General features: G+C 59.9%; 21 protein-coding genes. 7 read left to right on the top strand and 14 right to left on the bottom strand.

Annotation, left to right across the window (positions count from 1 at the left end; genetic code table 11):
- The first annotated feature begins 121 nt into the window (after positions 1–121).
- Positions 122–865, top strand: coding sequence for a GntR family transcriptional regulator (locus tag M728_RS28680; protein ID WP_051440937.1), 744 nt, complete (start codon positions 122–124; stop codon positions 863–865).
- A gap of 3 nt (positions 866–868) precedes the next feature.
- Here M728_RS28680 and M728_RS28675 read toward each other — a convergent pair whose 3' ends face one another.
- Positions 869–1,660 carry a shikimate dehydrogenase gene (locus M728_RS28675; RefSeq protein WP_026621517.1) on the bottom strand — a complete coding sequence of 264 codons (792 nt, stop codon included), beginning with the start codon at positions 1,658–1,660 and terminating at the stop codon, positions 869–871.
- Positions 1,661–1,800: 140 nt separating this feature from the next.
- On the opposite strand from M728_RS28675, the gene M728_RS28670 reads away from it, so the two are divergent.
- A complete protein-coding gene (locus tag M728_RS28670) occupies positions 1,801–1,998 on the top strand; it encodes a tautomerase family protein (RefSeq protein ID WP_026621518.1) in 198 nt (65 codons plus the stop codon).
- Between the two features lie 4 nt (positions 1,999–2,002).
- On the top strand, positions 2,003–3,319 hold the full coding sequence (locus M728_RS28665; protein ID WP_245269724.1) for an FAD-binding oxidoreductase: 1,317 nt from the start codon (positions 2,003–2,005) through the stop codon (positions 3,317–3,319).
- A 33-nt stretch (positions 3,320–3,352) separates the two neighbouring features.
- Here M728_RS28665 and M728_RS28660 read toward each other — a convergent pair whose 3' ends face one another.
- The 6 genes from M728_RS28660 to M728_RS28635 all read right to left on the bottom strand — a co-directional run bounded on the left by M728_RS28660 (position 3,353) and on the right by M728_RS28635 (position 10,701).
- A complete protein-coding gene (locus M728_RS28660) occupies positions 3,353–4,192 on the bottom strand; it encodes a sugar phosphate isomerase/epimerase (protein ID WP_026621519.1) in 840 nt (279 codons plus the stop codon).
- On the bottom strand, positions 4,192–5,922 hold the full coding sequence (locus tag M728_RS28655) for a hydantoinase B/oxoprolinase family protein (protein ID WP_026621520.1): 1,731 nt from the start codon (positions 5,920–5,922) through the stop codon (positions 4,192–4,194). The genes M728_RS28660 and M728_RS28655 overlap by 1 nt, the downstream gene beginning before the upstream one ends.
- Positions 5,923–5,956: 34 nt before the next feature.
- Complete coding sequence (locus tag M728_RS28650; protein WP_026621521.1) at positions 5,957–8,032, bottom strand: hydantoinase/oxoprolinase family protein; 2,076 nt, start codon at positions 8,030–8,032, stop codon at positions 5,957–5,959.
- A gap of 99 nt (positions 8,033–8,131) precedes the next feature.
- Positions 8,132–8,905: an ABC transporter permease gene (locus M728_RS28645; protein ID WP_026621522.1), complete on the bottom strand. Its 774-nt coding sequence runs from the start codon at positions 8,903–8,905 to the stop codon at positions 8,132–8,134.
- Positions 8,898–9,710 carry an ABC transporter ATP-binding protein gene (locus tag M728_RS28640; RefSeq protein ID WP_245269725.1) on the bottom strand — a complete coding sequence of 271 codons (813 nt, stop codon included), beginning with the start codon at positions 9,708–9,710 and terminating at the stop codon, positions 8,898–8,900. Before M728_RS28640 ends, M728_RS28645 begins: the two co-directional genes overlap by 8 nt.
- The gene (locus M728_RS28635; protein WP_026621524.1) at positions 9,694–10,701 is read right to left on the bottom strand and encodes an ABC transporter substrate-binding protein; all 1,008 of its coding nucleotides are present in this window, start codon (positions 10,699–10,701) and stop codon (positions 9,694–9,696) included. The genes M728_RS28640 and M728_RS28635 overlap by 17 nt, the downstream gene beginning before the upstream one ends.
- A gap of 266 nt (positions 10,702–10,967) precedes the next feature.
- Between M728_RS28635 and M728_RS28630 the strand changes: the two genes are divergently transcribed.
- Positions 10,968–11,630 carry a TetR/AcrR family transcriptional regulator gene (locus tag M728_RS28630; RefSeq protein WP_051440942.1) on the top strand — a complete coding sequence of 221 codons (663 nt, stop codon included), beginning with the start codon at positions 10,968–10,970 and terminating at the stop codon, positions 11,628–11,630.
- 130 nt (positions 11,631–11,760) lie between these two features.
- On the opposite strand, the gene M728_RS28625 is transcribed toward M728_RS28630, so the two are convergent.
- The 7 genes from M728_RS28625 to M728_RS28595 form a co-directional block, all read right to left on the bottom strand.
- On the bottom strand, positions 11,761–12,795 hold the full coding sequence (locus M728_RS28625; RefSeq protein WP_026621526.1) for a proline racemase family protein: 1,035 nt from the start codon (positions 12,793–12,795) through the stop codon (positions 11,761–11,763).
- A gap of 67 nt (positions 12,796–12,862) precedes the next feature.
- On the bottom strand, positions 12,863–14,422 hold the full coding sequence (betC, locus tag M728_RS28620) for a choline-sulfatase (RefSeq protein ID WP_051440938.1): 1,560 nt from the start codon (positions 14,420–14,422) through the stop codon (positions 12,863–12,865).
- A gap of 11 nt (positions 14,423–14,433) precedes the next feature.
- The gene (locus M728_RS28615; RefSeq protein ID WP_370906553.1) at positions 14,434–15,180 is read right to left on the bottom strand and encodes an amino acid ABC transporter ATP-binding protein; all 747 of its coding nucleotides are present in this window, start codon (positions 15,178–15,180) and stop codon (positions 14,434–14,436) included.
- A 96-nt stretch (positions 15,181–15,276) separates the two neighbouring features.
- On the bottom strand, positions 15,277–16,359 hold the full coding sequence (locus tag M728_RS28610) for an amino acid ABC transporter permease (protein ID WP_051440939.1): 1,083 nt from the start codon (positions 16,357–16,359) through the stop codon (positions 15,277–15,279).
- 11 nt (positions 16,360–16,370) lie between these two features.
- On the bottom strand, positions 16,371–17,507 hold the full coding sequence (locus M728_RS28605) for an ABC transporter permease subunit (RefSeq protein WP_026621529.1): 1,137 nt from the start codon (positions 17,505–17,507) through the stop codon (positions 16,371–16,373).
- An 85-nt stretch (positions 17,508–17,592) separates the two neighbouring features.
- Positions 17,593–18,627 (bottom strand): amino acid ABC transporter substrate-binding protein, encoded by a 1,035-nt coding sequence (locus M728_RS28600; protein WP_026621530.1) that lies wholly within the window; start codon positions 18,625–18,627, stop codon positions 17,593–17,595.
- Between the two features lie 545 nt (positions 18,628–19,172).
- Positions 19,173–19,841, bottom strand: coding sequence for a GntR family transcriptional regulator (locus M728_RS28595; RefSeq protein ID WP_051440940.1), 669 nt, complete (start codon positions 19,839–19,841; stop codon positions 19,173–19,175).
- A gap of 251 nt (positions 19,842–20,092) precedes the next feature.
- Here M728_RS28595 and M728_RS28590 point away from each other — a divergent pair, with 251 nt between their 5' ends.
- From M728_RS28590 to M728_RS28580, 3 genes are read left to right on the top strand one after another with little or no spacing between them, the layout of a single operon-like run.
- Positions 20,093–21,502: a glycerate kinase gene (locus M728_RS28590; protein WP_026621531.1), complete on the top strand. Its 1,410-nt coding sequence runs from the start codon at positions 20,093–20,095 to the stop codon at positions 21,500–21,502.
- A 1-nt stretch (position 21,503) separates the two neighbouring features.
- On the top strand, positions 21,504–22,778 hold the full coding sequence (locus M728_RS28585; RefSeq protein WP_026621532.1) for an enolase C-terminal domain-like protein: 1,275 nt from the start codon (positions 21,504–21,506) through the stop codon (positions 22,776–22,778).
- Between the two features lie 52 nt (positions 22,779–22,830).
- Positions 22,831–23,952 carry a tyramine oxidase subunit B gene (locus M728_RS28580; protein ID WP_026621533.1) on the top strand — a complete coding sequence of 374 codons (1,122 nt, stop codon included), beginning with the start codon at positions 22,831–22,833 and terminating at the stop codon, positions 23,950–23,952.
- Positions 23,953–24,098 lie beyond the last annotated feature (146 nt).

Genomic DNA, 24,098 nt, shown 5'->3' with positions numbered 1-24,098 from the left:
TATGCGTGCCATTCCCTGTCGACATTTGTTCATACAACAGGCAGAATGGCGACGGCTCGTTGGAGCTTCAGGATTCGGTGAGCATCCGCTAACCCCTTACAATTAGAGCGACGTTCGGAATATGACTTTGAAAAATGCGCTGAAGGTCGGCGATGTGAGCGGCAACAAGGAAACTGGCAGCGCACGCGTTTACAAGAAGCTCCGTGACGACATTCTTCGCGTTCTGATAGCGCCCGGCACATCGCTCGATGAGGTCAGCCTCAGCCAGCGATTCAAACTTTCGCGTTCGCCTATCCGCGAGGCGCTGGTACGGCTCTCCGGCGAGGGCCTTGTGCAGATTCTTCCGAACCGCAGCATCATCGTGGCTCCCATGGAGTTCGACAAGATGCCGGAATTCCTGGACGCGCTGGACCTGATGCAACGCGTCGTCACACGGTTCGCAGCGCTTCATCGCACCCCCGACGACCTCGCCAAGATCCGCGAGGCGGAGAAGCAGTATGAACGGGAAGCCGTCAATGCGATGACCTCCGGCGATTCCATCGGCATGATCGAAAAGAATTTCGAGTTCCACATGGCAATCGCCACCGCCTGTCGCAACACCTACTTCGCCGACTCCTATCGTCGGCTGCTGCAGGAGGGGCGAAGGCTGTTGTTCTTTCATTTCCAGTATCAGTCACTAGACCCAAATCTGTCGCTGGACGAGTTGGCCAGTTCGCATCGCTCCATGATCGACGCGATCGAAAAGCGGGATGCCGATCGGGCCGAGCATGAAGCCCATCTGCATGCTGTGCAGTTCAGGGGCCGTTTCATGGACTTCCTGAACCGGAATCTCACCGCCAAGCTGACGCTCAACTATGCGAAGTGATCGTTAGTATCCGAAAAAGGATACCATCAGTTCGATCTGCGAATCGAGCATTCCCGCACCGTAGCGAACCTGGCAGCCCCGCGCGGTTGCCGCTTGCAGAAGCGGGGTCTCGCGCGGCTTCATGATAATGTCGGCGACGAGTATGTCCGGCCGCAAATCGGCGATGTCGACCGGCAGCGGATCTGTTTCCGGGTGAAGCCCGCAGGGCGTGGCGTTGACCAGCATGTCGATCCCATCAAGGTTTGGGCTTCCAGCGGTGACAGTCTGGTCCGGGTAACGGTTCTTGATATCCGCGGCGAGCACTTCCGCACGCTCTGGATCGACATCACTGATCCGGATCGACTTGCTGCCGCTCTTCGCCAATCCGAATGCGATCGCCTTGCCGGCGCCACCGGCGCCCACGAGCAGAACGTCGCGCCCCTCCGCGTCACGGCCCCCATTCAACATACCGCGCAGGAAGCCGAGGCCATCCATGTTGGTGGCAATCATGCGACCGTCGGGATCACGCCGGATAACGTTGGCCGCGCCAAGCTCCTCGGCGGCCCGGTCCACTTCGTCCGATAGCGCGTAGGCCTGCTCCTTATGGGGAACACTGACGACGATGCCGCCCAGGTTGCGCGTCCCTTTCAGAGCCTCCCAGCCCGTGGCAAAGTCTTCGGGGCTGAAATGCACGGGCACCATGACGGCGTCGATGCCGCGTGCCGCAAACACGGGGTTGATGACCTCGGGCGTGCGGACATGAGCGATCGGATGCGCAAGCATGTAGAAAATCTTCGTGGTGCCGGAAATCATCATCGACGCGCCTTTCAAACTCGGTGCGGCTCCAAGACCGGGTACCGCTGGCAAACATTTTTTGCACATTGTCTATGGAATGTCGACATTAGATATGCAATATTCGGCGCGATATCTCAAGAGGCTAACGAGGGGAAGTTTGTATGCCGGTTGTACGCGTCGACATGTTGTCAGGCCGCACCTACGAACAGAAGGCGGAAATCGCGGAAGTCTTCACGAGAGAACTCGCGCGGATCGCCAAATGCACCGAAGACGACGTGCAGATCGTCTTCAACGAACATGAAAGAAGCAGCTGGGCCAAAAATGGCACCATGATCGACGCGAAGACCCGGGCAAAGTAAGCAGATGGCAAACCTGTCGGTGAGTGACGTCACGGTTATCGGCGGCGGCATTGTCGGCGTATGCTCGGCAATTGCCCTTCAGGAAGAAGGCTTCAACGTCGAACTGATCGATCGCGGCCTCGAGACCCAGGCCGCGAGCTATGGCAACTGCGGATTGCTGGCAGTCGGCGAAATCGTCCCGATTTCCAAACCGGGCATCCTGCCGAAGATTCCGAAGTGGCTTTCCGATCCCAAGAGCCCGCTGTTCGTGCGGCCCAAGGACATGATCAGCCAGATGCCCTGGCTGCTGCGCTTCCTATGGGCAGGCCGGCGGAGCAAGGTGCTGGAGGTCGTCGAGGGCATGACCCCGCTCCTGTCGCGCGCCGAGCAGGACTATCGGGCCTTGCTCGATGCCGCCGGCCTATCGGACAAGCTGGTCAACAAGCCAAACATCATGGCCTTCAACTCGAAGGCCGATATCGACGGCGACAGCTTTACCTGGAATCTCAGGACCAGCAGCGGCTTTCGCCACAGGTTCCTCGACACCAAGGACCTCAAGGCGGTCGAACCATCGCTGTCCGGACCGATCACGTGCGGCCTGTTGCTTGAACAGTGGCTGCAGTTTTCCGATCCCGGGATTGTGCGCAACAAGCTGGCGGAATTCTTCCTTTCGCGCGGCGGCACGCTTAGAACCGGTTCCGTGCGCAATCTTGTCGTCAAGGGTGGCAAGGCCACCGCGATCGCCCTCGAGGGCGGCGAGCAGATAGGCATAAAGCGGATCGTGCTGGCTGCCGGTGCCTGGAGCGGCAAGCTGGCGCGGGATATCGGCGTGCGGGTGCCGCTCGCGGCCCTGCAAGGCTACCATCATCAACTGCCCAACCCAAATGTGACGGTCAATCACGCGGTGCTCTATGCCAATGGCGGCTTCGTGCTCACGCCTATGGAAACCGGATTGCGCATCGGCGGCACGATCGAGGTCGCCGGGCTTGATCCAAAGCCCAATTTCAAGCGCGCCGATATCATTGCCGAGAAGGCGAAATCCGTTCTTCCTGGATTAAACACGTCCGGCGGCAAGCAGTGGATGGGACCCCGCCCCTTCTTGCCTGATACCATGCCGGTCATCGATAAAGCACCTAATCACGATAATGTCGTCATGGCATTCGGGCATGGCCAAGTCGGTATGACGCTCGGAGCCACGACCGGAAGATTGGTTGCCGATCTCGTGGCAGGTCGCAGACCGAGTTTGGACCTCGCTCCATACCGGGCAACACGGTTCTCGTGGAAGTCGAATGTTACCAAGCCGGAAGAGAGCAACGATCTCATTCGATACCCTCCCTACTGATCAAGCTGCCGCCATCGTCGGAGGCAGTGGCCGCTAATTGCGCGGCGCGATCAGAGGACCGCAACGCTCGATTGCGATACGCACTGTCTCTGCCGGATCGCGCTCCCACCAGTCGAGCTCGGAGAACAACTCCAGTTCGAACGGGCCATCATAGCCAATGTCGTCCAGCCAGCCGCGGATGCGCGGCAGGTCGATGACGCCATCGCCCACCATGCCGCGGTCACGCAGGTTCCGGGTCGGTACCAGCCAATCGCAATAGTGGAAGGTGTCGATCCTTTTCGGCCCTGCCCGGCGCAGCTCCCGCTCGAATGCAGGATCCCACCAGCAGTGATAGACATCGGCCACGAGGCTGGTCGCCTCATCACCCAGTTCATCGATCATATCGTTGCAATCGGTGATCAGGTTCATCGCGCTGCGATCGCCGCAATACATCGGATGCAGCGGCTCCAGTCCGAGCTTGACTCCGACCGCCCGAGCATAGGGCGCGAGCTCGACCAATGAATCGTGGATGCGGGCTCTCTGGGCCCCGAGGTCCTTGTCGCCCACAGGCAGGCCGCCGACCACCATGACCACGCAGGGCGCACCGATTGCTGCGGCCTGATCGAGAATTCGCTTGTTGGTGTCGATCGCCGCGCGCAGCCGCGCCGGATCGGTCTCGTTCACCCAGGCACTGGTACAAAGTGACGCCACCCACATGCCGGCATCGCTGAGATGCCGGGCGGTCGCCTCGACGCCATAGTCGTCGAGGAAATTGCGCCAGACCGCAATGCCGGAAATACCCTGAGCGGCATAGCCTTCAATCGCCTGTGGCATCGACCATTTGGGCGTGGTGATCTGGTTGATCGCGAACCGCGAGAGATCGTCGCCAGACATCATGCTGCTGCCTGGCGACGGGCGGCGGTCTTCACCTCATCGATCGACGTTCCGTCTTCAGTGAAGACTATACCGTGGTGTGCCTCGGCATAGGCCGCGCTGATCTTGCCATTGGTGAGATCGTCGCGAATGAGATCGAGCGGGCGCTTCAGCGGATCGCCATAGCCGCCACCGCCTGCCTGTTCGTGGCGGACCACGACATTCTTGCCGATGGTGCGGGTGATCTTGGCGGGCAGCACGATGTTTTCGCCGTCCGGATCGAGGATATTGACGCATTTGGCCGCCGGCTTGCCGCCGAACAGGCCGTACGGTGCATGGTCGTGGCGATCGGCGCGGATCTGCAGCACGGCTTCCTCCGCCAGCAGGCGATACTGGCGAATGAGGCCGAGGCCACCGCGAAATTCGCCGGCGCCGCAGGAATCGGGCCGCAAGCTATATTCGTCCATCATCATCGGATAACGAACTTCCAGCGTCTCGACGGGTAGGTTGGACATGTTCTGCGAGGGATTGGTGACGCCCTCGACGCCATCCTTGTTCCAGCGTCCGCCCCACGCGCCGTTGATCATGTCGACCAGCACGAAGGGTTCGCGGGTCTCCTTGTCCCAACCGCCGAAGGCGAGAACCGTATTGCCGCCCTCGCCTGCCGCCATGACCTTCTTCGGTGCGATCTGCGACAGAGCGCCGAGCACGGTATCGACCACGCGGTAGCCGGTCAGAGCGCGGGCTGCGACAGCGGCCGGCATCTGCGGATTGAGGATCGATCCTTCCGGCGCGGTAATGGTGATGCAACGGTAGACGCCGGCATTGTTCGGAACCTCGGCATCGAGCGCGCAGCGCACCGACAGATAGGTCGCCGACTTGACGAAGGAAAGCGTCGAGTTGATCGCGCCCTTGACCTGCGGCGAAGATCCGGCGAAGTCGACGTTGAGATGATCGCCCTTTACCGTCAGCTTGACGCGGATCGGAATGGCATCGGTCGAAAAGCCGTCACCGTCGATGAAATCCTCGAAGCTATATTCGCCATCCGGCCAGGAGCGGATCGCCGCACGTGTGAGCTGTTCGCCATAGTCGATCAGGTCGTCGAAATAGCTGTCGAGTTCATCGGCGCCATAGCGCTCGATCAGGCGCAGAAGCTCGCGTTCGCCGAGATTGCAGGTGGCGAACTGGGCTTCGAGGTCGCCGAAGACCAGTTCCGGCAGCCGCACGTTCTTTTCGATGATCCGCATCAGCGTGTCGTTGAGCACGCCCTTGCTGTAAAGCTTCATCGGGGCGATGCGCAGGCCTTCCTGATAGATCTCAGTGGAATCGGCCGCATTGGAGCCGGGCACGCGGCCACCGACATCGCAGTGGTGGGCGATCACCACCGAGAAGCCACGAAGGCTGTTATCGCTATGGAAGATCGGCCGGATCATGAAGATATCGGGCAGATGCATGCCGCCTTCGTAGGGATCGTTGAAGATGATGACATCACCCTCGGCAAGGTCATTGGCGTAGCGCTCCATGATCACGGCCATGGCATCGGGTACCGCACCGAGATGGAGGGCAACAGTTTTCGCCTGTGAGAGGATGCGGCCATGCTTGTCGCAAAGCGTCACCGAGTAATCGAGCACGTCGCGGACGATCGGCGATCGCGCGGTCCGCATGACGGCAAAGGCCATGTCGTCGACGATGGTGTCCAGCGCGTTCTTAATGACGGCAAAGGTGATGGGATCATTTGTCTTCTGGGCCATGGGAAGCTCCTTGAATGGATTCAGCCAACGGGTGTCAGGCAAGCGTGGCGACGACGTTGCCGAAGGCATCGAGATCTGCCTTGGCACCCGGCGGAACAACGATCGTGGTGTCGGGGCTCTGGATGATCAGCGGCCCGACGGCACCACCGCGGAACGTGGCGCGCTGATGGATCGGCGTGTCGATCCAGCCGTCCTTGCGTGAGAAATAGACCTTGCGGGTAGTAACGTCGTCGGCCGGGCCGTCCTCTGGCTTATGCGCCGTGAAAGCCAGGAGATTGCCGCTGTTGCCGCCGGCATTAAGCCGGATGTTGACGATCTCGACGCTGTCGTCGGAGGCATAACCGTAGATCGCCTTGTAGGCCTCACGGAACGCCGCACGCAGGCTCGCTCGGTCATTTTCGGTCACCGTATCGGGAAGCGCGATCGGAATCTCGAAATCCTGGCCCTTGAAACGCAGGTCCGCCTCGAAGCTGCATTCGATCTGGTCGTCCGTGTAGCCTTCTTCCGCCAGCGAATCATAACCGTCGGCGCGCATCTCCTTGAGCAGGGCATTGACCTCGGCGACCGGCAACTGGTCGAGTCTGCCGTGGAGGCTACGCAGAAAGTAGCGTTCGACCTTGGCCGCCAGCATGCCCGTTGCGGTGAAGACGCCGGGCGAGCGCGGAAAGATCACGCGGGAAATGCCGAGCGTGCGGGCAAGATCGCAGGCATGCACCGGACCGGAGCCGCCGAAGGCAAGGATAGCAAAGTCGCGCGGGTCAACACCACGCTCAACCGTCACCGCCTTGATGGTGCGGGCCATGTTGATGTTGACCACTTCGCGGATGCCGAAGGCGGCGTCTTCGATGGAAAGCTTGAGCGGGTCGGCAAGGTCGCGCCCGATGGCGGCGCGGGCGCCGTCGACATCGAGCTTCATGCTACCGCCGGCGAGCGCGGGCGGCAGGAAGCCGAGCACCACATTGGCGTCGGTGACGGTCGGCGACGTGCCGCCGATGCCGTAGCAGACCGGACCCGGATCGGCGCCAGCCGAAAGCGGGCCGACATGCAGCAGGCCACCTTCGTCGATGCGGGCGATGGAGCCGGCCCCACTGCCGACCTCGGCCACGTCGACCGTGGGAACACGCATCAGATAACCGCCCGCCTTGATGAAGCGGCTCGGCGTGGAAATGCCGGCGCGGAATTCATACTCATTGGCGCGCGACAGCTCGCCCTTGTGGATCAACGAGGCGGAGGCCGTCGTGCCGCCCATGTCGAACACAACAAGGTCCTTCTCGCCCGCCGCCTCGCCCAGCCGGCCGGCGCCGACCACGCCGGCGGAACGCCCGGACGAGATGAAGAAGACAGGCTTTTCCTGAGCCATGCGGGCGCTCGAAAGCCCGCCATTGGAGTTGCTGATCAGGAGCGGAGCAGACACGCCGATGTCGCGCAGGCCGTTTTCGAGACGTTCGAAATAGGCACGCAGCGACGGCAGCACATAGGCGTTCACCGCGGTGGTCGAGGTTCGCTCATATTCGCGGATCTCGGGCAGCACCGAGACGGACGCCGTCACCCACATGTCGGGAAAATGCGCGCGCATGATCTCCAACACCCGGTTCTCGTTCTCGGGATTGCGGTAGGAATTGATGAAGCAGACAGCGACGGACTCGACGCCCTCGGCTTCGAAGAAGCGGCCGATCTCGATCACTTCCTGCTCGTTCACGTGCCTGAGGATGCGACCGTCGGCTGTCGAGCGCTCGTCCACTTCCATGCGGTAGCGGCGGGCGATCAGCGGCACGGCCTTTTCCCAACTCAGGTCGAACATGGTGGGCGTACGGACGCGTCCGATTTCCAGCACATCGCGGAAACCCTTGGTGGTGATCAGGCCGGTTTTCGCGCCTACCTTCTGCAGCAGCGTGTTCGAACCGACCGTCGTGCCATGGACCACTTCCGCCACGGCGGACACCGAAACGCCGGCCGTCTCCGTGATCTGGCGGATGCCGGTCAACACCGCTTCCTCAGGCTTGGCGGGCGTGGAAGGCACCTTTGTAAAGAAGGTCTCGCCAGCGTCGCCGAACAGGACGAGGTCGGTAAAAGTCCCGCCAATATCAACGCCAATGCGTGCGTTGTTCATCGTATGCCTCCTGCGCATCAGCGCTTTTTTGGGTCGAGTTCTCCCGTCGGCCGAGTTGATCTCGTCCGTGGGGCTATTCATGCGTTGCTTGTCTCGTCGTTAGTGAGAGCGAACCGACGTGTGCCAGGGGATCGACAGCCGCTCTATGCCTTCCGTGAGGTTGAAGAGCAGCGATCCCATTGCGATCAGAAGGGCCAGGCTCACAAAGAGACCGGGGGTGTCGAACTGTCCCTGAGCTGTCAGAATCGCAAATCCGAGGCCTGAGGAGCTGCCGACGAACTCACCGATGATCGCGCCAATCAGGGCCAGCGAGATGGCAACCTTCAAGCCCGCGAAAATGCTCGGAAGGGCGCAGGGGAGCCGGATCTTGATGAGAATCTGCCAAGCGCTTGCCCGCCCGACACGCGCCAGATTGATCATGTCCGGATCGACGGATCGCAGGCCAAGGACCGTGTCGATGACGATGGCGAAAATGGCGAGCATGACCGCAATAGCTATCTTGGGTTCCGGCCCTATGCCCATCCACACCACGAAGAGCGGCGCCAGAGCGACCTTAGGTACGGAGTTCAGGGCGACCAGGGTCGAGAACACAGGACGTTCGAGCGTCTTCGACGACACGATGACGACTGCCAGCAGGATGCCGAAGACCACGGCGAGAAAAAATCCGGCAAGCGTCACGACCAAAGTGACACCGGCGTTGTAGAGGAAGAAGAAGGGCATTCTCCAGAACTCCGCCCAGACCGCCAACGGCGACGGGAGGAGGATCGGGGAAATCTGGAAAATCCTGACGCAGATTTCCCAAAGCACCACCGCCGAAACCAGCGTTATCAGGCCGGGCAGAAAGCGTTTGGCGATCGATGACTTGTTACGCATTCTTGAATATCCCGAGCTTCGTGAACACCTGGCGGATATGGCTGCTGTAATGGCCGAATTTCGGTGTCTCGCGGACGGACAGCTGCCGTGGACGGGGAAGGTCGATATCCAGGATTTCGACGATCCTTCCGGGATGGCGGTCGAGGATCACGACGCGATCCGAAAGGAAGACCGCTTCGCTGATGCTGTGGGTGATGAAAACGATCGTCTTGTGCGTCTCGTGAGAGATGCGCGCGACCTCGACATTGAGGTCGTCACGCGTCATGGCGTCGAGCGCCCCGAACGGCTCATCCATGAGCAGGATGTCGGGATCGGTCAGAAGTGCCCGGCAGATCGACGCCCTCTGCCGCATGCCGCCCGACAGCTCCCAGGGCCGGCGGCTCTCGTAACCACCGAGGCCGAAGCGCGCGAGCTGTGCGCTCGCCCTTGCCCGCATCTCCGCACTGACCTTGCCTTGAAGCTCTACGGTAAACAGGACGTTTTCAAGGATCGTCCGCCAGTCGAGCAGCATGTCACGCTGGAAGACCATGCCGAGGCCCTCCGGTGGACCGTCGACCATAAGCCCGCGGGTCGTGACGCTCCCGCTTGAAACATCCTCAAGCCCGGCGATGCATTTCAAAAGCGTGCTCTTGCCGCAGCCGCTCGGACCGAGAATGCTGACGAACTCGCCCTTCCTGATGTCCAGGTTGATGTCTTGAAGAACAAGCGACGCATCACTGCCGCCGTAGCGCTTATCGACTCCGGAGACCCTGATATAGCTGTCCATGACCTGGTCCAACATCTCGATCTCACCCGATGAAGTCATTGGTGAAAATATCGGAAAGCGTCAGTCCGGACGGGATCGCATTGGCTTTTTCCATCGACACGAGTGCGGCGTTCCAATCCGCGTCAGCCTGCCAGCCGATCGGTTTTCCCGCAGTCGCCGGGGTCTCGAAGGTTTCGATCGTCAATTCGATCTGCTTGGTCAGAACTTCCTTCGTCAGCTTTATCGTTGGCCGTTGCTGGATCATGGCCTCAGCGCCCTCGCCCGCATTGCCGTCACGCAGATAGGCCCACGCTTTCTGCTGGGAGGCCACGAGGGCCTTCAGGGCATCACCACGTTTTTCGATGGTCTCGTCACTGGCGATGAGGCCGTAGCTCGGGAAGTTGACTCCGGCGTCGCTGGCGAGGATGCCGCGCGAAGGACGAACGGCTTCGGCGGGCGGGATGATTGAGGGGCCGGTGGACAGGATCGCATCCGCCCGGCGCGTGGTATAGGTGCTCCAGAGGGCTGCCGGGTCGACCAGGAGCAGCTCTACAGTAGAGCGGTCGAGCCCACCTTGGGCGAGCCAATAGTCGATAAAGGGCGCCCACGGGCTCGCCGCGAAACAGACGATGCTCTTACCCTTCAGATCGGCAACTGTCTTGTAGTCCGAATCGCGGTCGACCACCGCGGCGAGATCAGTAGCCCGACAGAAACCAGCGAAGGAACGCACGGTCGCGCTCTTCATACGCGCCTGCGGAACGAGACCGAGCTGCACCTGGCCAACATCAACCTGGCCTGCATTCACAAGCTGCAGAGTGTTCGCAGAGCCACGGCCGTCCTGCACATCAACTTCCACGCCGACATCTTTGAACCACCCTTTCACCTGGGCGAGATGCATGGCCGCCTGAACACCCCAAGGCGCAAAATCCATGCGGGCCGACAGCGCCTCGAGGCCTTTGGCACGGACCAGGGACGGCATAGCAAGGGCGGCAATACCGCCGGCAAGAAACGCGCGGCGCGACGTTTGGAACTTGGTCATCCGGTTGCTCATTTTCAGAACCCCTCTTGCTCTTATAGAACTATTTAGTTTATTAAGGAGAGAGCTAACCTGTTTCCGAATTGCTGTCAATCGCATCAAAACCGAAAACCGGAGTATTTTATTGTGTCGATAATTCAATAGGTTAGAGCGCGCGGGCAACATCTTTTCGAACGCGAAAACGGTCTGTTTCCGCGGCGCTAGAGTTTGCCGTGAGAATGGAAATGCCAAGCAGAGGCTGCTACGACAAACTTCAATGTTTAAGGCCCAGGGGCGTGTTGATGGACCAGAAAATGGAACTTGAAAAAAGCGGCCCGGATAAAAAGAAGCGGTTCCGCGACCCTGAACGGACGAAGCAGTGGATCATCGACTCGGCGATTGACGAGTTCACGGAGCGCGGGTTCGACGGCGCGCGGATAGATGCGATCGCAGAGCAATCCCAGACAAACAAGAGCCTGATCTACAGATACTTCAACAGCAAGGAAGAGCTGTATATCGCCAGCCTTTCGAACACCTATGAGAAGCTGCGCGCTTCTCAGCATGAGATTGACCTCGATGAAAATGACCCGGTGGGGGCAGTGAGGACACTCGTTCAGTCAACCTTCGACACGTTCGCCAATAATCCCCGTATCGTTCGAATGCTGACCCACGAAAATGTTCAAAATGCCCGTTTTCTGAAACAGGCGCTTGGCATCAAGAACCTCTACACGCCTCTTCTCGCCAAGCTGTCGCGCGTGATCCGCAGTGGCCAGGACAAGGGCATCTTCAGAGCGGATATCGACTTGAAGCACCTGTACGTTTCCATATCGGCTCTAGGTTACTTCTACTTCTCCAACATCCATACGCTATCGATCGTGCTGGATGAAAAACTGGAGAGTAGCGCTGAAGTCGCCAAGCAGCGTGACCAGACCGTCAGCATCATTTTGGCCTATCTGAAAAGATAAACTTCCGCCTCCTGCTGGGGGCGAGCCGTCGAAATGACGATCGCTTGTCTCCGTAAACCGCAGACCTCCCGCTAGCCGGGAAAAAATGGCTCCATGCCCGGAGGCATGGAGCCCAGGCCTTGGGAGCAAATCAGTCCAGAAGATGTACCTGGGGTCCCCAGGTGTCCGACAGCGCGAAGCCTTTGGTGAAGGGATCGTGATCGACCAGCCGCAATTCCTGCTTGCCGTAAACGAAGCCCTGGCCGGTGATGCGCGGGATGACCGCCTTGCGTCCGCCCACTTCGGTTTCCTCCAGTGCCTGGACATGGAATTCCCCGCCGATGATCGAGCGAGAGACTTTCGTGTCTCCGACCGCAATCAGACCACGCGCGTGAAGGCTTGCAAGATTGGCCGAGCTGCCGGTGCCGCAGGGCGACCGGTCGACGCGGCCAGGTTTCAGCGTCGTGCAGGTTCGGACCGCGCCATCCGGCTCCTGAGAACGGAACATTACATAGGCGATCTCGTCGACGCCCGGCAATGTCGGATGCTGAACCTTGACCTGCTCCGCCAGCAGAGCCTTCAACTCAATGCCGGCCTCCGCCAGCGCGCGGGCATTGTGCGGCTCGATGCTTAATCCAACCTGGTCGACGTCAACCAGACCATAATAGACGCCGCCGAAGCAGATATCGGCCTTGATCCGGCCCCAGCGCGGTGTCTCGACCTCCTGGTCGAGAACTTCCGCAAAGGCCGGGACATTGTCGATGCTGACCGACGGGCAGCGGCCGTTTTCGCAGCGCGCCCTCGCCGTGACCAGTCCTACCGGCATATCGAGACGCACAATCGTTTCCGGCTCGGCCATAGGGACGCGGCCGCTTTCGAGCAGCGCGGTGACGACGCAGATGCAATTGGAACCCGACATTGCATGCGCACGATCGGCCTGCAGCACGATGAAGCCGGCATCCGCATCAGGGCGGGTTGGCTCCAGCAACAGATTGACGGTCATGGCGACATTGGCGCGCGGCTCGAACGTCACGAAACGGCGCAGGCTGTCGTCGACATTGTTGATGTAGTTCATTTTGTCCAATGCGGTTGCACCCGGAATTTCCGGTGCGCCGGCGACGAGAACGTTGCCGATTTCTCCCTCGCAATGAACCTGGAGAATCTCAAGCTTACGATCGAATATCATATGGGCCTCTCATTTGCGGGCACGCGGCCCGACTGTACTATTCTAGTGTCCTTCAGGAGGTCCGTCCTCAATCGCCGTAAGGCAGATAGGATCGCCGCTCCACCTCGGGGAAGCGTTCGCCCGTGCGGACAAATTTGGTGTGCTCGCGCATTGGGTCGGGATAGTGCTCCCAGTCGCGCAGCTTGCCTTTCTGCATGGCGCGATTGACGAATTGGCGGACGCGTTGACTGCGCATCACATCCTGTTTCAGCCCGGCCAGGTCCCAGGTCCGATGCGTTGCCGTCAGCAGCGCCTCGACGGTTTCGCGCCATTCAGTCTCGTCGGCCAGATTGCGTGTCTCACCCGGATCACTCGCGAGGTCGTAAAGCTGCATCGGATAGGCTTCGGAGACCACGAGTTTGTGTCGGCCGCGCCGCAGCATCACGCGTGGCGCATTGGTGCCTCCGTCGAGATGCTCGACGTGGACCGTCCGGTCCGGCCTGTCCTCGCTCATCAGGGGCAAAAGGCTGTCGCCATCGTGATCGGTAATGATCACATCGAGCGAACCGGTGGCGAGCTCCACCAACGTCGGCATGATATCGACCAGCGAAACCGGCGCGCTAACGCGCTTCTGGCCCTGCCGCCGCGGATCATAGAGCACGAGCGGCACGCGGATTGCCGGATCGAAGAGGTTCTTCTTGAACCACAGGCCGCGCTCACCGATCATGTCGCCGTGGTCGGAGGTGAAGATGATCACCGTATTTTCGGCAATGTCGGCATCTTCCAGCGTTTGCCTGAGTTCGCCGAGCTTGCGATCCACATAGCTGATCATGCCATAATAGCCGCGGCGAGCACGGCGATAGATCGCATCCGTCACCTCGAACTTGTCGAGACTGTAGTGGAAATAGAGCGAACGGCTGTGCGGATCCATTTCCTCCAGCGGGATCGCTGGTGTCCGTGGCGGATCGATTGCTTCGTCCGTGTAGAGGTCCCAGTAGTCGCGCGTGATCACATAGGGATCGTGCGGCTGGGTGAAGGACACGGTCATGAACAGCGGCCGACCATCGCCGTAGCGGCGCCAGTCATAGATATGCTGGGTCGCACGGCGGGCGACCTCGTCATCATAGTCGATCTGCTGCGAGCGCGCGAGCGGCCCCGCATCGGCGATTGTTTCGACGCTGGAGACACCAAAGGCGACCTCGCCTTTGGCCTTGAGTTCTTCCGCCTCCAGCTCGTCATAGGTCTTCGGCGGAACCCAGCTGAAATCAGCCGGATAGATTTCCGTTGTCAGACGATCTTCATAGCCATGATGCTGGTCGGGCCCGACAAAATGCATCTTCCCCGATATGCAAGTATAGTAGCCCGCATCGCGCAGATAGTGCGCAAGCGTCGGCACGGCGGCGGGAAATTCGGAGGCGTTGTCGAACGCGCCGATCCGCGACGGCAAGCGGCCGGTCATCAGGGCAAACCGGGACGGGGCGCAGAGCGGATAGTTGCAATAGGCATTGTCGAACACCGACCCCTGCCCGGCCAGCCGGTCGATATTGGGCGTCTTGCATACCCGATTGCCATAAATGGACAGGGCAATCGCGGTCATCTGATCGGCCATGACGAGCAGAATGTTCGGCTTTTCGGAGACCGATTGCACGTCCGCGCCTCTTAGTGTCCAAGTATCTGGCTGAGGAAGAGTTTCGACCGCTCATGCTGCGGGTTGTCGAAGAAGTCTGCCGGCGGCGCATCTTCAACGATCTTCCCTTGGTCCATGAAGATCACCCGATCGGCGACCTTGCGGGCAAAGCCCATTTCATGGGTCACGCAGACCATGGTCATTCCGCCCTGGGCGAGTTGGATCATGACGTCGAGCACTTCCGAAATCATTTCCGGATCGAGCGCCGAGGTCGGTTCGTCGAACAGCATGATTTCCGGCTTCATGCAGAGTGCCCGGGCGATCGCGACACGCTGCTGCTGACCGCCGGACAGTTCACCGGGATAGTTCTTCGCTTTCTCAGGGATCTTGACGCGCTCGAGATAGGTCATAGCCTGCTCCTCGGCGGTCTTCCGATCGATCTTACGGACCAGCATCGGTGCCAGCACGCAATTTTCCAGCACCGTCAGGTGCGGGAAGAGATTGAAATGCTGGAATACCATGCCGACTTCGCGACGGACCTCGTTGATATTGTCGATCTCGTCATTGAGTTCGGTGCCGAGCACGCGGATCCTGCCCTGCTGGTGTTCCTCGAGCTTGTTGAGGCAACGGATAAGGGTCGACTTGCCCGAGCCAGACGGACCACAGACGACGATCTTTTCACCCGGTTTCACCGTCAGGTTCACCCCGTGAAGTACTTGATGTGCGCCGTAATATTTGCACAGACCGTCAACTTCGATCGCCAGAGCGCTTGTGGTCATTTGCATTACTCCCAAAATCCTGCCGTCGCGCCGAAGAGCGCGGGAATGTCCGTCATGCCGGATCCGAAGCCGGACACATTCTTGCCACTTCTCGTGCTACCGCGAACCCAATTTCATGGATCGTTCGAGATAGCTGCCATACATCGACAGCGAGTAAGTGAAGACGAAATAGATCAGAGCGACAAAGCTATAGACCTCGATATGGAAGGGCTTCCATCCGCCTGTCGAAAAGGCCGCATTGCCTGACGCCGTGATCTCGAAGAAACCCAGAATGACGATCAGGGCCGTTTCCATGAACGCGATCACCACCTGGTTGATCGTCGGCGGTAGTGCAAAGCGGAAAGCCTGCGGCAGGATGATGCGCGAGATCGTCTGCCAGTAATTAAGGCCAAGCGCGGTTGCCGCTTCCTCTTGCCCTGCGGGCAAGGACTGGATACCGCTACGAATGATTTCCGCCTGATAGACCGCAAAGAAGACGGCGGCGCCGATAATGACGCGGTACAGCTTGTCGCCAACCAGGAAACCCGGCAGCGTCAAAGGCAGGATGATAGCGGCGGTGAACAGAATGGAGAGAAGCGGCAGCGAACGAATGCCATCGATGAAGAGCGCGGTGACCGTCGAGACCACCGGCAGCCTGGAGCGCCGCAAGAGCGCAAGGACAATGGCAAGCGGCATGCCGATGACAACGGTGGACGAGAAGACGAAGACCGTCAGCGCAAGTCCGCCCCACTGGGTTTCGAGCACGACGGGCATGCCAAATACGCCGCCTTTCATGAGAAAGTAGAACAGGCCGTAGCCGAGGGCCCATAGCACCGGCAACCGTTTCGCGGACCAGAAGAATGGAACGCACGACAGAATGACGGTCGCAAGGATGGCGAGGCACGCAAGCGCCGAACGCCACTGCTCCTCATAGGGATAAAGGCCGAAAAAGATCAGGCGATAGCGGTCGGTGATGACGGCCCAGCAGGCGCCGGCAGCCTTGTGGCAATCCTCGGGCGTGCCGAACCAGACGGCATTGACCAGTCCCCAGTTTACGAGAAACCATAGGGCTGAGAGGATCAACGCCAGGCAAACCAAGGTGAGAATCGTGCGTCCGACCGAGGAGAAGTAATCGCGCTTTACGCCGTCGAGGAGGCTGCCGTTCAACGCCGGCGCCTGAATGTCGGTGGTGGCCGTCATTGTTTCCGCTCTCATTTCTTATGCCCCGGCAGGGCAAGCGCCCGATTGATCGCGTTCATGGTGAAGGAGATGGTCATGTTGATCGCCCAGAAGCCGATGATCAGCAGGAAAATCAGCGAGATCGTCTGACCGGAATGATTGATCGAATTGGCGACCACGCCGAAATAATCCGGAAACCCGATGGCAATGCCGATCGTGGTGGCTTTCATCAGCCAGATGATCTGGTTCGTCATCGTCGGCAGGATGCGCCGTATCATCAGTGGCAAGCGGACGCGCCAGAAGATGTGCCAATTGCCGAGGCCGAGCGCATGGGCGGCCTCGATCAATCCGGCTGGGATGGAAAGAAAGCCGGCGCGGACGATTTCGGCGACATAGGATGCACCAAAGAGCGCGATCGCAACGATGGCGGATCCAAGTTCCGGCGTCATCGTGCCGCCGCCGAGAAAGCGCAGGCCCTTCGGCTGGGGCATATCAAACAACGGCGTGTCGGCGATGCGTCCGGCATAACCGACCATGCAGGCGAGTGCCAGGGAGATCAAAATCCCGACCAGAGACGAGCCGCGGCCCGTGCGGCGCGCAACAGCCACGGACATGACCGAGCCGATGATGAAGAGCACGATCGCGGCCAGAAGATACCAGGCCTCGATGTTGAACATCGGAAAGAAGATGCCGCGGTTGGAAATGAAGAAACCGCCCGGCACAGCGATCGCTTGGCGTGGCGAGGGGAAATTCACGAAGATCGCATACCAGAAGAAGGCCTGGAGGATCAGCGGAATGTTGCGGAAGATTTGCACATAAACGCCGGCGATGGACTTGACCAGCTTGTGGCTGGAGAGCCGCGCCGTGCCGATGGCCGTGCCGAGGAGGACCGCCAGCGAGACCGAGATCGTCCCAAGAAACAGCGTGTTGATGAAGCCGACCAGCAGCGCGCGGGCAAAGCTTGAATCAAGATCGTAATCGATCAAGGAGAAGACGATGGAAGAGCCCGTCGCATAGTTCAGAAAACTCCATCCGACACTCAGGCCCTGGATTTCGAGATTTCGTCGCGTCGTCATCACGGCGATGAGCAGCAAGGTCAGGATGACGGCGAGGAAGACAGACTGCAACAGGATATCGCGCTGTTTCCGGTTTCCGAACGAAAAGGTCATGGGTCCATGTCCACCTCGCCTCACAAGGAGGCATAAAATGAAATGAACCTCCGCCGGGACCCAACCCGGCGGAGGATGGCATTTTTTAGTCGAGGACCGGGGCGTAGAAGACGCCACCCTTGTTCCACAGCGAATTCAGGGCGCGTGGCAGCTTATAGCGCGACTCGGTTCCGAAGTTGCGGTTGTACATTTCCTCGGAATTGCCGAGCTTCTTGATGACATTGTAAGCCCAGTCATCCTTGAGGCCGAGGCGAGTGCCGATGCCGGGCGTGACGCCGAGCAGCTTGCCGACAACGGTGTTCGGCGGGTTGGCCTTCATCTCATCGATGTTCTTCGAGGTCACGCCATTTTCCTCGGCGATGCGCTGGGCGGCGATGACCCAGTTGGCGATGTCGACCCAATTGTCGTCCCCCTGGCGCATGACGATCGCCTCGCCTTCGAGCGACAGCGCGTCTGATAGGATGTCGTGGTTATCCGGATCGGCCGAGGTCGCGCGCGTTGCCGCAACAATCGGGCCCCATTCGCCATAGGCGTCGCAGCGGTTGGCGAAATAGGCGGCAGTGGCTTCGGTGTTCTTCTCGAAGGTCACGACCTTGACGTCGTATTTCTTTTCCTTGATGTAGTCGCTGACGAGCTTCTCGGTCGACGTGCCACCGGCGACGCAAACGGTCCCGCCATCGAGATCAGCCAAGGATTTGGCGGCAAGGTCTTTATGCGCCATGAAGGTCGTGACGCCGATGAAGTAAGGCATGGAGAACTGCAGGCCGAGTTCGGTATCGCGGCTGAACAGCCAACCCGAAGCCTTGATGACCAGGTCGATTTCGCCCGACTGAAGCGAGGGAAAGCGTTGCGCCCAACTTATCGGGATGAGCTTCAATTTTTCGTCGGAGCCGAAAATGGCAGTTGCGACGGCACGGCAATAGTCGATGTCCAGACCGTGCCAGTTGCCCTGTGCGTCAACCTCGGCAAAACCTTCGAAGTTGCCGTCGCTGGAGGTGCAGTTGAGGGCACCGCGTGCCTGGACAGCCTTGAGCGTGTCGCCCGGGGCGGCCATCGCGGCGGGCGGCACTGCCGCCGAAAGTGAAAGGAGCGCTATTGCAAGCTTCAAGGCATTTCTCATTGCATTCCATCCTCTGTTGGTTTTGAGATCACTTCGTCTTCCGGGAGGGATCAGTTCCGATCTCTTTGAAGCCCCTCACCTCTCCCCGCCCTAACGTCTGGCCCCAACCAAACGCGAACCATCGACCCGGTGCCAGCGCGACCGAACAACCGCCATTCAATCTGAGCCGTACGGTCAAAAACCGGCTGCAAGCTCATTACGAACAGGCTGCTTCTGATTCCCACCATTGGCGCCACGCGGCGCGGTTCCCGATGTTGGCTGAGCCAATCTATCTTTGTCGTTCTAATGTCGACTTTATTATTAGTCGTTCTAATGTCGACAATGTCAAGCGGATTATTTGTCTTTTTGTCGACGCCGTATCGACAACATAGTGTCGTCTTCATGTCGACAGGGTCAAGTCAAAAAAATTCCATTCCCGCGATCTCGCGGGGATGGTAATATATCACTTGTCATATATGTGTCAACTTTAAAACGAATGTCGTTCCATTCCCGACATGACGTCGATCCCGCGTGTTCGAAGTAGGGCGTTTGGACCGTGGATCGAGCTAGAGGTCTGAAACAGACGCAGTCAGCTTCTGACCTTCCCGGAGATTGTGCTCTTCGGATAGCTCGGCGGCCAGGGCGGAGTCCTTTGCCAGGATGGCATCGAGGATCGGCCGGTGCTGGTCCAATATTTCCCTGGGATCGGCGATCAGCGCATCGCTCGAGCGGATGTAGACCCTGATTTGATGCTCGATCAGGCCATACTGGGCGCGCAAGCGCGAATGACCAGCAGCCTCGACAATCGATTTGTGAAAGCCGAAATCGGCTTCGGCGATCTCATCGGCACCCTTCCGTTCGCAGGCGGCCTCCAGCGCATGGAACGCTTTCCGGACATCCGCGATCCGGTCCGCCTCGCCATTTGTGGCCGCGAGCCCGGCGGCCAGCCGCTCCACCGCAGCACGCAGCGTATAGAGCTCCCATATATCCTGTTGCGACAGTTTGACGACGGTCCACCCCGTATAGGGCACGAGACTGACCAGGCCTTCCTGGGCGAGTTGATGAAGGGCGGTTCGCACCGTTGCGCGCGAGAGCCCCATTTCATCCGAAATCTGCACCTCGGTCAGCCGCGCCCCTGCGGGAATCGCACCCTCGATGATCCGGGCGCGCAACACCCCCAGCGCCCGCACGTCGGCCGGCATTTTCTCAATCTTGGGAAGCTTCGTGCGATCCATCGTGACGCCTCTCTAGTCCGCTGTTGCCTGTTTATCGCCTGAGCCAACCCCCGAACAAGAAGACGGTATAAAAATATATCACTTTGGCTATTGTCGACAATAGCCCTTTTGCGTATGTTGAACCTGCGAGCTGCCTGAACGCCGCCGCCACAGTCATCCAAGATTTTAACCGCCGGGGCTTCCCGCCGAGCGGGCGAGGCGCTGCGCCCTTCGCTCCGGTCGGGCCGCGCACGTGGCAATCGAGTATCCAGATGAAAAAGATACGTAACGCAGATGAAATCCTGTCCGGAGGCGATCGATCCTCCCGGCGGATCGTACTGGAGATCGCAGATCGGACCCTCGACCGGCTCGATAGCTACCGGCGCATGCGTGACATCATGCGCATGGAGGGTGGCGTCCTGCATATCGGCACCCGGTCCTGGGACTTGTCGAAGAAGCGAAACGTCTACCTCTTTGGCGCTGGAAAAGCCTGTAACCACATGGCGATGGCCGTGGATCACGTGCTTGGCGAACACCTGACCAAGGGCATAGCCATCGTCAAGGTGCTCGAGGAAACGGACCGATTCAACAAGACCGAAGTCGTTGTCGGCGGCCACCCCCTGCCCAATGAGGAAGGTCATCGGGCTTCCAGAAAAATGATCGAGATCGTCGACCAGTCAGGCCCGGACGACCTTTTCATTTGTGTGATCAGTGGCGGAAGTTCAGCGCTGATGTCCTGTCCAATCGACGGCATCAGCCTGCAGGATGAGATCGATACGACCGATGTGCTCTTGAAATCCGGTGCGGGCATCTATGAGATCAACGCCGTTCGGCGGCATATTTCCGCACTCAACGGCGGCATGCTAGCCAAGCGAATCCAGGATGTGGGTGCCGAACTGATCGGCTTTGGCATCAGCGATGCGGTCGGCAACCCAGCGACGGGCGACATTGCCGAACCCTATACCGCCTACAAGAGCACGCCGATTGGTCCCGATGCGACGACGCTGGACGACGCGCGCGCGACGATCGTCAATCGCAACGTCGCCGATCGTCTGCCGAAAACGGTCGTCGATTACCTGATGAATGCCGGCCCGGAGGCGGAGACGCCCAAGGCCTTTCCGGACAATACCTATTTCCTGCTCAACACCCTGCCGGACTCCTGCATCTATGCCAAGGAAATCTGCGCGGAAATGGGCATTCCGGCAATGATCGTCTCCTCCTTTCTCGAAGGCGAGGCACGCGACGCGGGCACCTTCCTTGCCTCGATCGCGCGGGAAATCCAGACCTACGGCAATCCGATCAAGGCACCTTGCGTCCTGCTGAGCTCCGGTGAGGTCACGACGCTCATCGAAGACAACAGCACGATTCGCGGTCATGGCGGACCTGGCCAGGAAATGGCGATCAGTTTTGCCATCACCGCCGCCAAGACGTCGGGCGCCTGCCTGCTTTCGGTCGATACCGAAGGCACCGACGGCACAACCCGGGTGGCGGGCGGTATCACCGATTCCTCCACTGCAAGGGCTGCGGCCGACAACGGGATCAATCTCTACCAGGCACTGCGGGACCACAGCTGCTTTGAGGCTCTCGACGCAGTTTCCTCAGCGGTCTTTACCGGCAACACCGGCACCAATCTTTGCGACCTCACTATCATGTACGTTCCCGAACTTCAGCGGGGCGCCTGAGATGCAGGACAAGATAGTCTCCCTTCACGCCCAGCAGATCATCGATTGCAAGTGCCGCCCCGCCGTCGAGGTGGAAATCCGCACCGAAAGCGGCGCAATCGGCCTTGGCGCCGCACCGACGGGAACCTCCGTCGGCATGTATGAAGCCTTCGTGCTGCGCGACGGCGACCCTTCGAGCTACAAGGGCCTGAGCGTCCGCACGGCGGTCGACAAGGCCGTCAATATCATTGGCCCCGCGCTTATCGGCATGAACGTGTTCGACCAGCGGGCCATCGATGAGAAAATGATCGCGCTCGACGGCACGCCCGACAAACACAATCTCGGCGGCAACACCATCTACTCGGTGTCGATTGCCGCATTCCGGGCGGCGGCCGCTTCACGCCGCATTCCGCTCTACAATCACATCGCTGGCGGCGATATCCGCACGGTGCCAGTGCCTTGCTTCAACGTCATCAACGGCGGCCGCTACGAGAATTTCACGCAGTCCTTCAACGAATTCCTGATCGTACCGCATGGAACTGACAGCATAGACCAGGCCGTCGAAATGGCGGTGACGGTGTTCAATCATCTCGGCACCGTGCTGACGGCCTATCTCGGCCACAAGCCGCAGGTCGCGAGCTCCTACGGCTATGCTGCTCCATCCGACGATCCCGCCGTGGTGCTTTCGATGATGCGCCGTGCGATCGACGAATGCGGATATCGTGGAAAGATGTCCTTCGCGCTCGATTGCGCCTCGAGCGAAATGTACGACGCGGCGACCAAGACCTATCTGCTGAAAGGCGAGCGCGTGACCTCCAGCGCGCTAATCGCCTATGTGCGCAAGCTGACGGAGACCTTCGACTTCGTCTTCATCGAGGACCTTCTCGATGAAAATGACTGGGAAGGCTACAGCAAGGCCGTGCAGGAATTGCCCCGCACGATCATCCTCGGCGACGACCTGACCGTCACCAGCCTGCCCCTGCTGCGACGCGCCCATGAGGCACATGCCGTCGATGGTTTCGTCCTGAAGCCCAACCAGGTCGGCACGATCACCGAGGCGATGGATGCCTATCGGTTCGCCGCCGACCACGGAATGATCGCCGTACCGTCCGGCCGTTCCGGCGGCGTGGTCGACGACGTGGTGATGGATTTTTCCGTCGGCCTGCAGGTTCCGTTCCAGAAGAACGGCGCCCCGCGCTCTGGCGAACGTATCGAGAAACTCAACTTCCTCATGCGCGCCAATGCCCGCAGCCCCGGCTGCCGGCTCTACGACATCAAACCGCTTCTGCGCTTCTGAGCCCCGGCTACGGCCCACCAATTCCTTCAACACCCATTCGAAAGGCAATGCCATGTATCCCCGGATCGATTTTCTCTACCTGTCCGAACCCGACATGATCGCAGCCGGCGTCCTGGATGCCGAACGCTGCGTCACCATCTGCGAGGAAACCTTCAGCCTGCTCGGCGAAGGCGACTACCTCATGGGCGGCGCCAACCACAATAGCCATGGCCTCAACATCGTTTTCCCTAAGGAAACAAAGTTCCCGAATATGCCGGTGGCCGGTCCGGACCGCCGCTTTGCCGCCATGCCCGGCTATCTCGGCGGGCGTTTCGATGTTTGCGGCAACAAGTGGTATGGCTCCAATCACGCCAATGCGCAAAAGGGCTTGCCGCGCTCAGTGCTGACCATGATGCTGAACGACAAGGATACTGGCGCGCCGCTGGCGCTGATGTCAGCGAACCTTCTGTCGGCGGCCCGCACCGGCGGTGTTCCTGGCGTGGCCGCCAAGCATCTCGCCAATGCCGATTCGAAAGTCGTCTCGGTGATCGGCTGCGGCCCGATCAACAAGGCCTGCTTCTCGGCGATCATGACCCAGCTGAAGGCCGTCGAAAAGGTCGTCTGCTTCGACATCTTCCTCGACAAGGCCAACGAGTTCGCCGCCTGGGTCAAGGAAACCTATGATGTCGAAGCGGTGGGCGTCGACGATGCCGAGGCAGGTTTCCGCGGCGCTGATGTCGTCACCGTCGCCGCGTCGCGTTTGAAGCCGCTGTTCTTCAACGACGAATGGATCAAGGAAGGCGCCACCATCCTCGTTTCAGGCCCGTTCAACACCGAGGAGAGCTTCCTCACCAGCGCCAAGATCGTCTACGACCACACCTCCCTGCAGGAAGCCTATGTGGAGGATGCCGTCGCCTCGGGCAACAAGGAAGCGTATTACAGCGGCGTCATCGGCGGTCCCTTCTTCCGGCTTATCGATGCTGGAAAGCTGCCGCCGCTGCATGACTCGACCGGCCTCGGCGACGTGGTCAACGGCAAGAAGCCCGGACGCGAAACGCCCATGGATCGCGTGATCTTCATTGCCTGCGGCATGGCCGTCTTCGACATCAGCTGGGGTTATGAGTGCTATCAGACCGCGCTCAAGAACGGCATCGGCCAGTCGCTGAACCTCTGGGAGAAGCCCAGCCAGGCCTGAGCATCAGACAACGCATGGCCAGCCGCCCCGTCATGGGCGGCTGGTCACGCGCCGCGCGGCATTCGGACGAGTACGGGTTGGACCAGCGGTTCGTCAAACGGCTGCCGGCTCCTTGCCGGCATGGATTGGACGGAGCTGTTGGTACG

Source organism: Ensifer sp. WSM1721, from assembly GCF_000513895.2.
GTDB lineage: Bacteria > Pseudomonadota > Alphaproteobacteria > Rhizobiales > Rhizobiaceae > Sinorhizobium.
The sequence above is the reverse complement of the archived record's forward strand: the minus strand, read 5'-3'. Positions and strand labels throughout refer to the sequence as shown.

What these genes read in the sequence shown, in the direction of transcription:
- M728_RS28680 (WP_051440937.1), top strand. Translation starts at nt 122, where the DNA reads ATGACTTTGAAAAATGCGCTGAAGGTCGGCGATGTGAGCGGCAACAAG.
- M728_RS28675 (WP_026621517.1), bottom strand. Translation starts at nt 1,660, where the DNA reads ATGATGATTTCCGGCACCACGAAGATTTTCTACATGCTTGCGCATCCG.
- M728_RS28670 (WP_026621518.1), top strand. Translation starts at nt 1,801, where the DNA reads ATGCCGGTTGTACGCGTCGACATGTTGTCAGGCCGCACCTACGAACAG.
- M728_RS28665 (WP_245269724.1), top strand. Translation starts at nt 2,003, where the DNA reads ATGGCAAACCTGTCGGTGAGTGACGTCACGGTTATCGGCGGCGGCATT.
- M728_RS28660 (WP_026621519.1), bottom strand. Translation starts at nt 4,192, where the DNA reads ATGTCTGGCGACGATCTCTCGCGGTTCGCGATCAACCAGATCACCACG.
- M728_RS28655 (WP_026621520.1), bottom strand. Translation starts at nt 5,922, where the DNA reads ATGGCCCAGAAGACAAATGATCCCATCACCTTTGCCGTCATTAAGAAC.
- M728_RS28650 (WP_026621521.1), bottom strand. Translation starts at nt 8,032, where the DNA reads ATGAACAACGCACGCATTGGCGTTGATATTGGCGGGACTTTTACCGAC.
- M728_RS28645 (WP_026621522.1), bottom strand. Translation starts at nt 8,905, where the DNA reads ATGCGTAACAAGTCATCGATCGCCAAACGCTTTCTGCCCGGCCTGATA.
- M728_RS28640 (WP_245269725.1), bottom strand. Translation starts at nt 9,710, where the DNA reads ATGACTTCATCGGGTGAGATCGAGATGTTGGACCAGGTCATGGACAGC.
- M728_RS28635 (WP_026621524.1), bottom strand. Translation starts at nt 10,701, where the DNA reads ATGAGCAACCGGATGACCAAGTTCCAAACGTCGCGCCGCGCGTTTCTT.
- M728_RS28630 (WP_051440942.1), top strand. Translation starts at nt 10,968, where the DNA reads ATGGACCAGAAAATGGAACTTGAAAAAAGCGGCCCGGATAAAAAGAAG.
- M728_RS28625 (WP_026621526.1), bottom strand. Translation starts at nt 12,795, where the DNA reads ATGATATTCGATCGTAAGCTTGAGATTCTCCAGGTTCATTGCGAGGGA.
- M728_RS28615 (WP_370906553.1), bottom strand. Translation starts at nt 15,180, where the DNA reads ATGACCACAAGCGCTCTGGCGATCGAAGTTGACGGTCTGTGCAAATAT.
- M728_RS28610 (WP_051440939.1), bottom strand. Translation starts at nt 16,359, where the DNA reads ATGACGGCCACCACCGACATTCAGGCGCCGGCGTTGAACGGCAGCCTC.
- M728_RS28605 (WP_026621529.1), bottom strand. Translation starts at nt 17,507, where the DNA reads ATGACCTTTTCGTTCGGAAACCGGAAACAGCGCGATATCCTGTTGCAG.
- M728_RS28600 (WP_026621530.1), bottom strand. Translation starts at nt 18,627, where the DNA reads ATGAGAAATGCCTTGAAGCTTGCAATAGCGCTCCTTTCACTTTCGGCG.
- M728_RS28595 (WP_051440940.1), bottom strand. Translation starts at nt 19,841, where the DNA reads ATGGATCGCACGAAGCTTCCCAAGATTGAGAAAATGCCGGCCGACGTG.
- M728_RS28590 (WP_026621531.1), top strand. Translation starts at nt 20,093, where the DNA reads ATGAAAAAGATACGTAACGCAGATGAAATCCTGTCCGGAGGCGATCGA.
- M728_RS28585 (WP_026621532.1), top strand. Translation starts at nt 21,504, where the DNA reads ATGCAGGACAAGATAGTCTCCCTTCACGCCCAGCAGATCATCGATTGC.
- M728_RS28580 (WP_026621533.1), top strand. Translation starts at nt 22,831, where the DNA reads ATGTATCCCCGGATCGATTTTCTCTACCTGTCCGAACCCGACATGATC.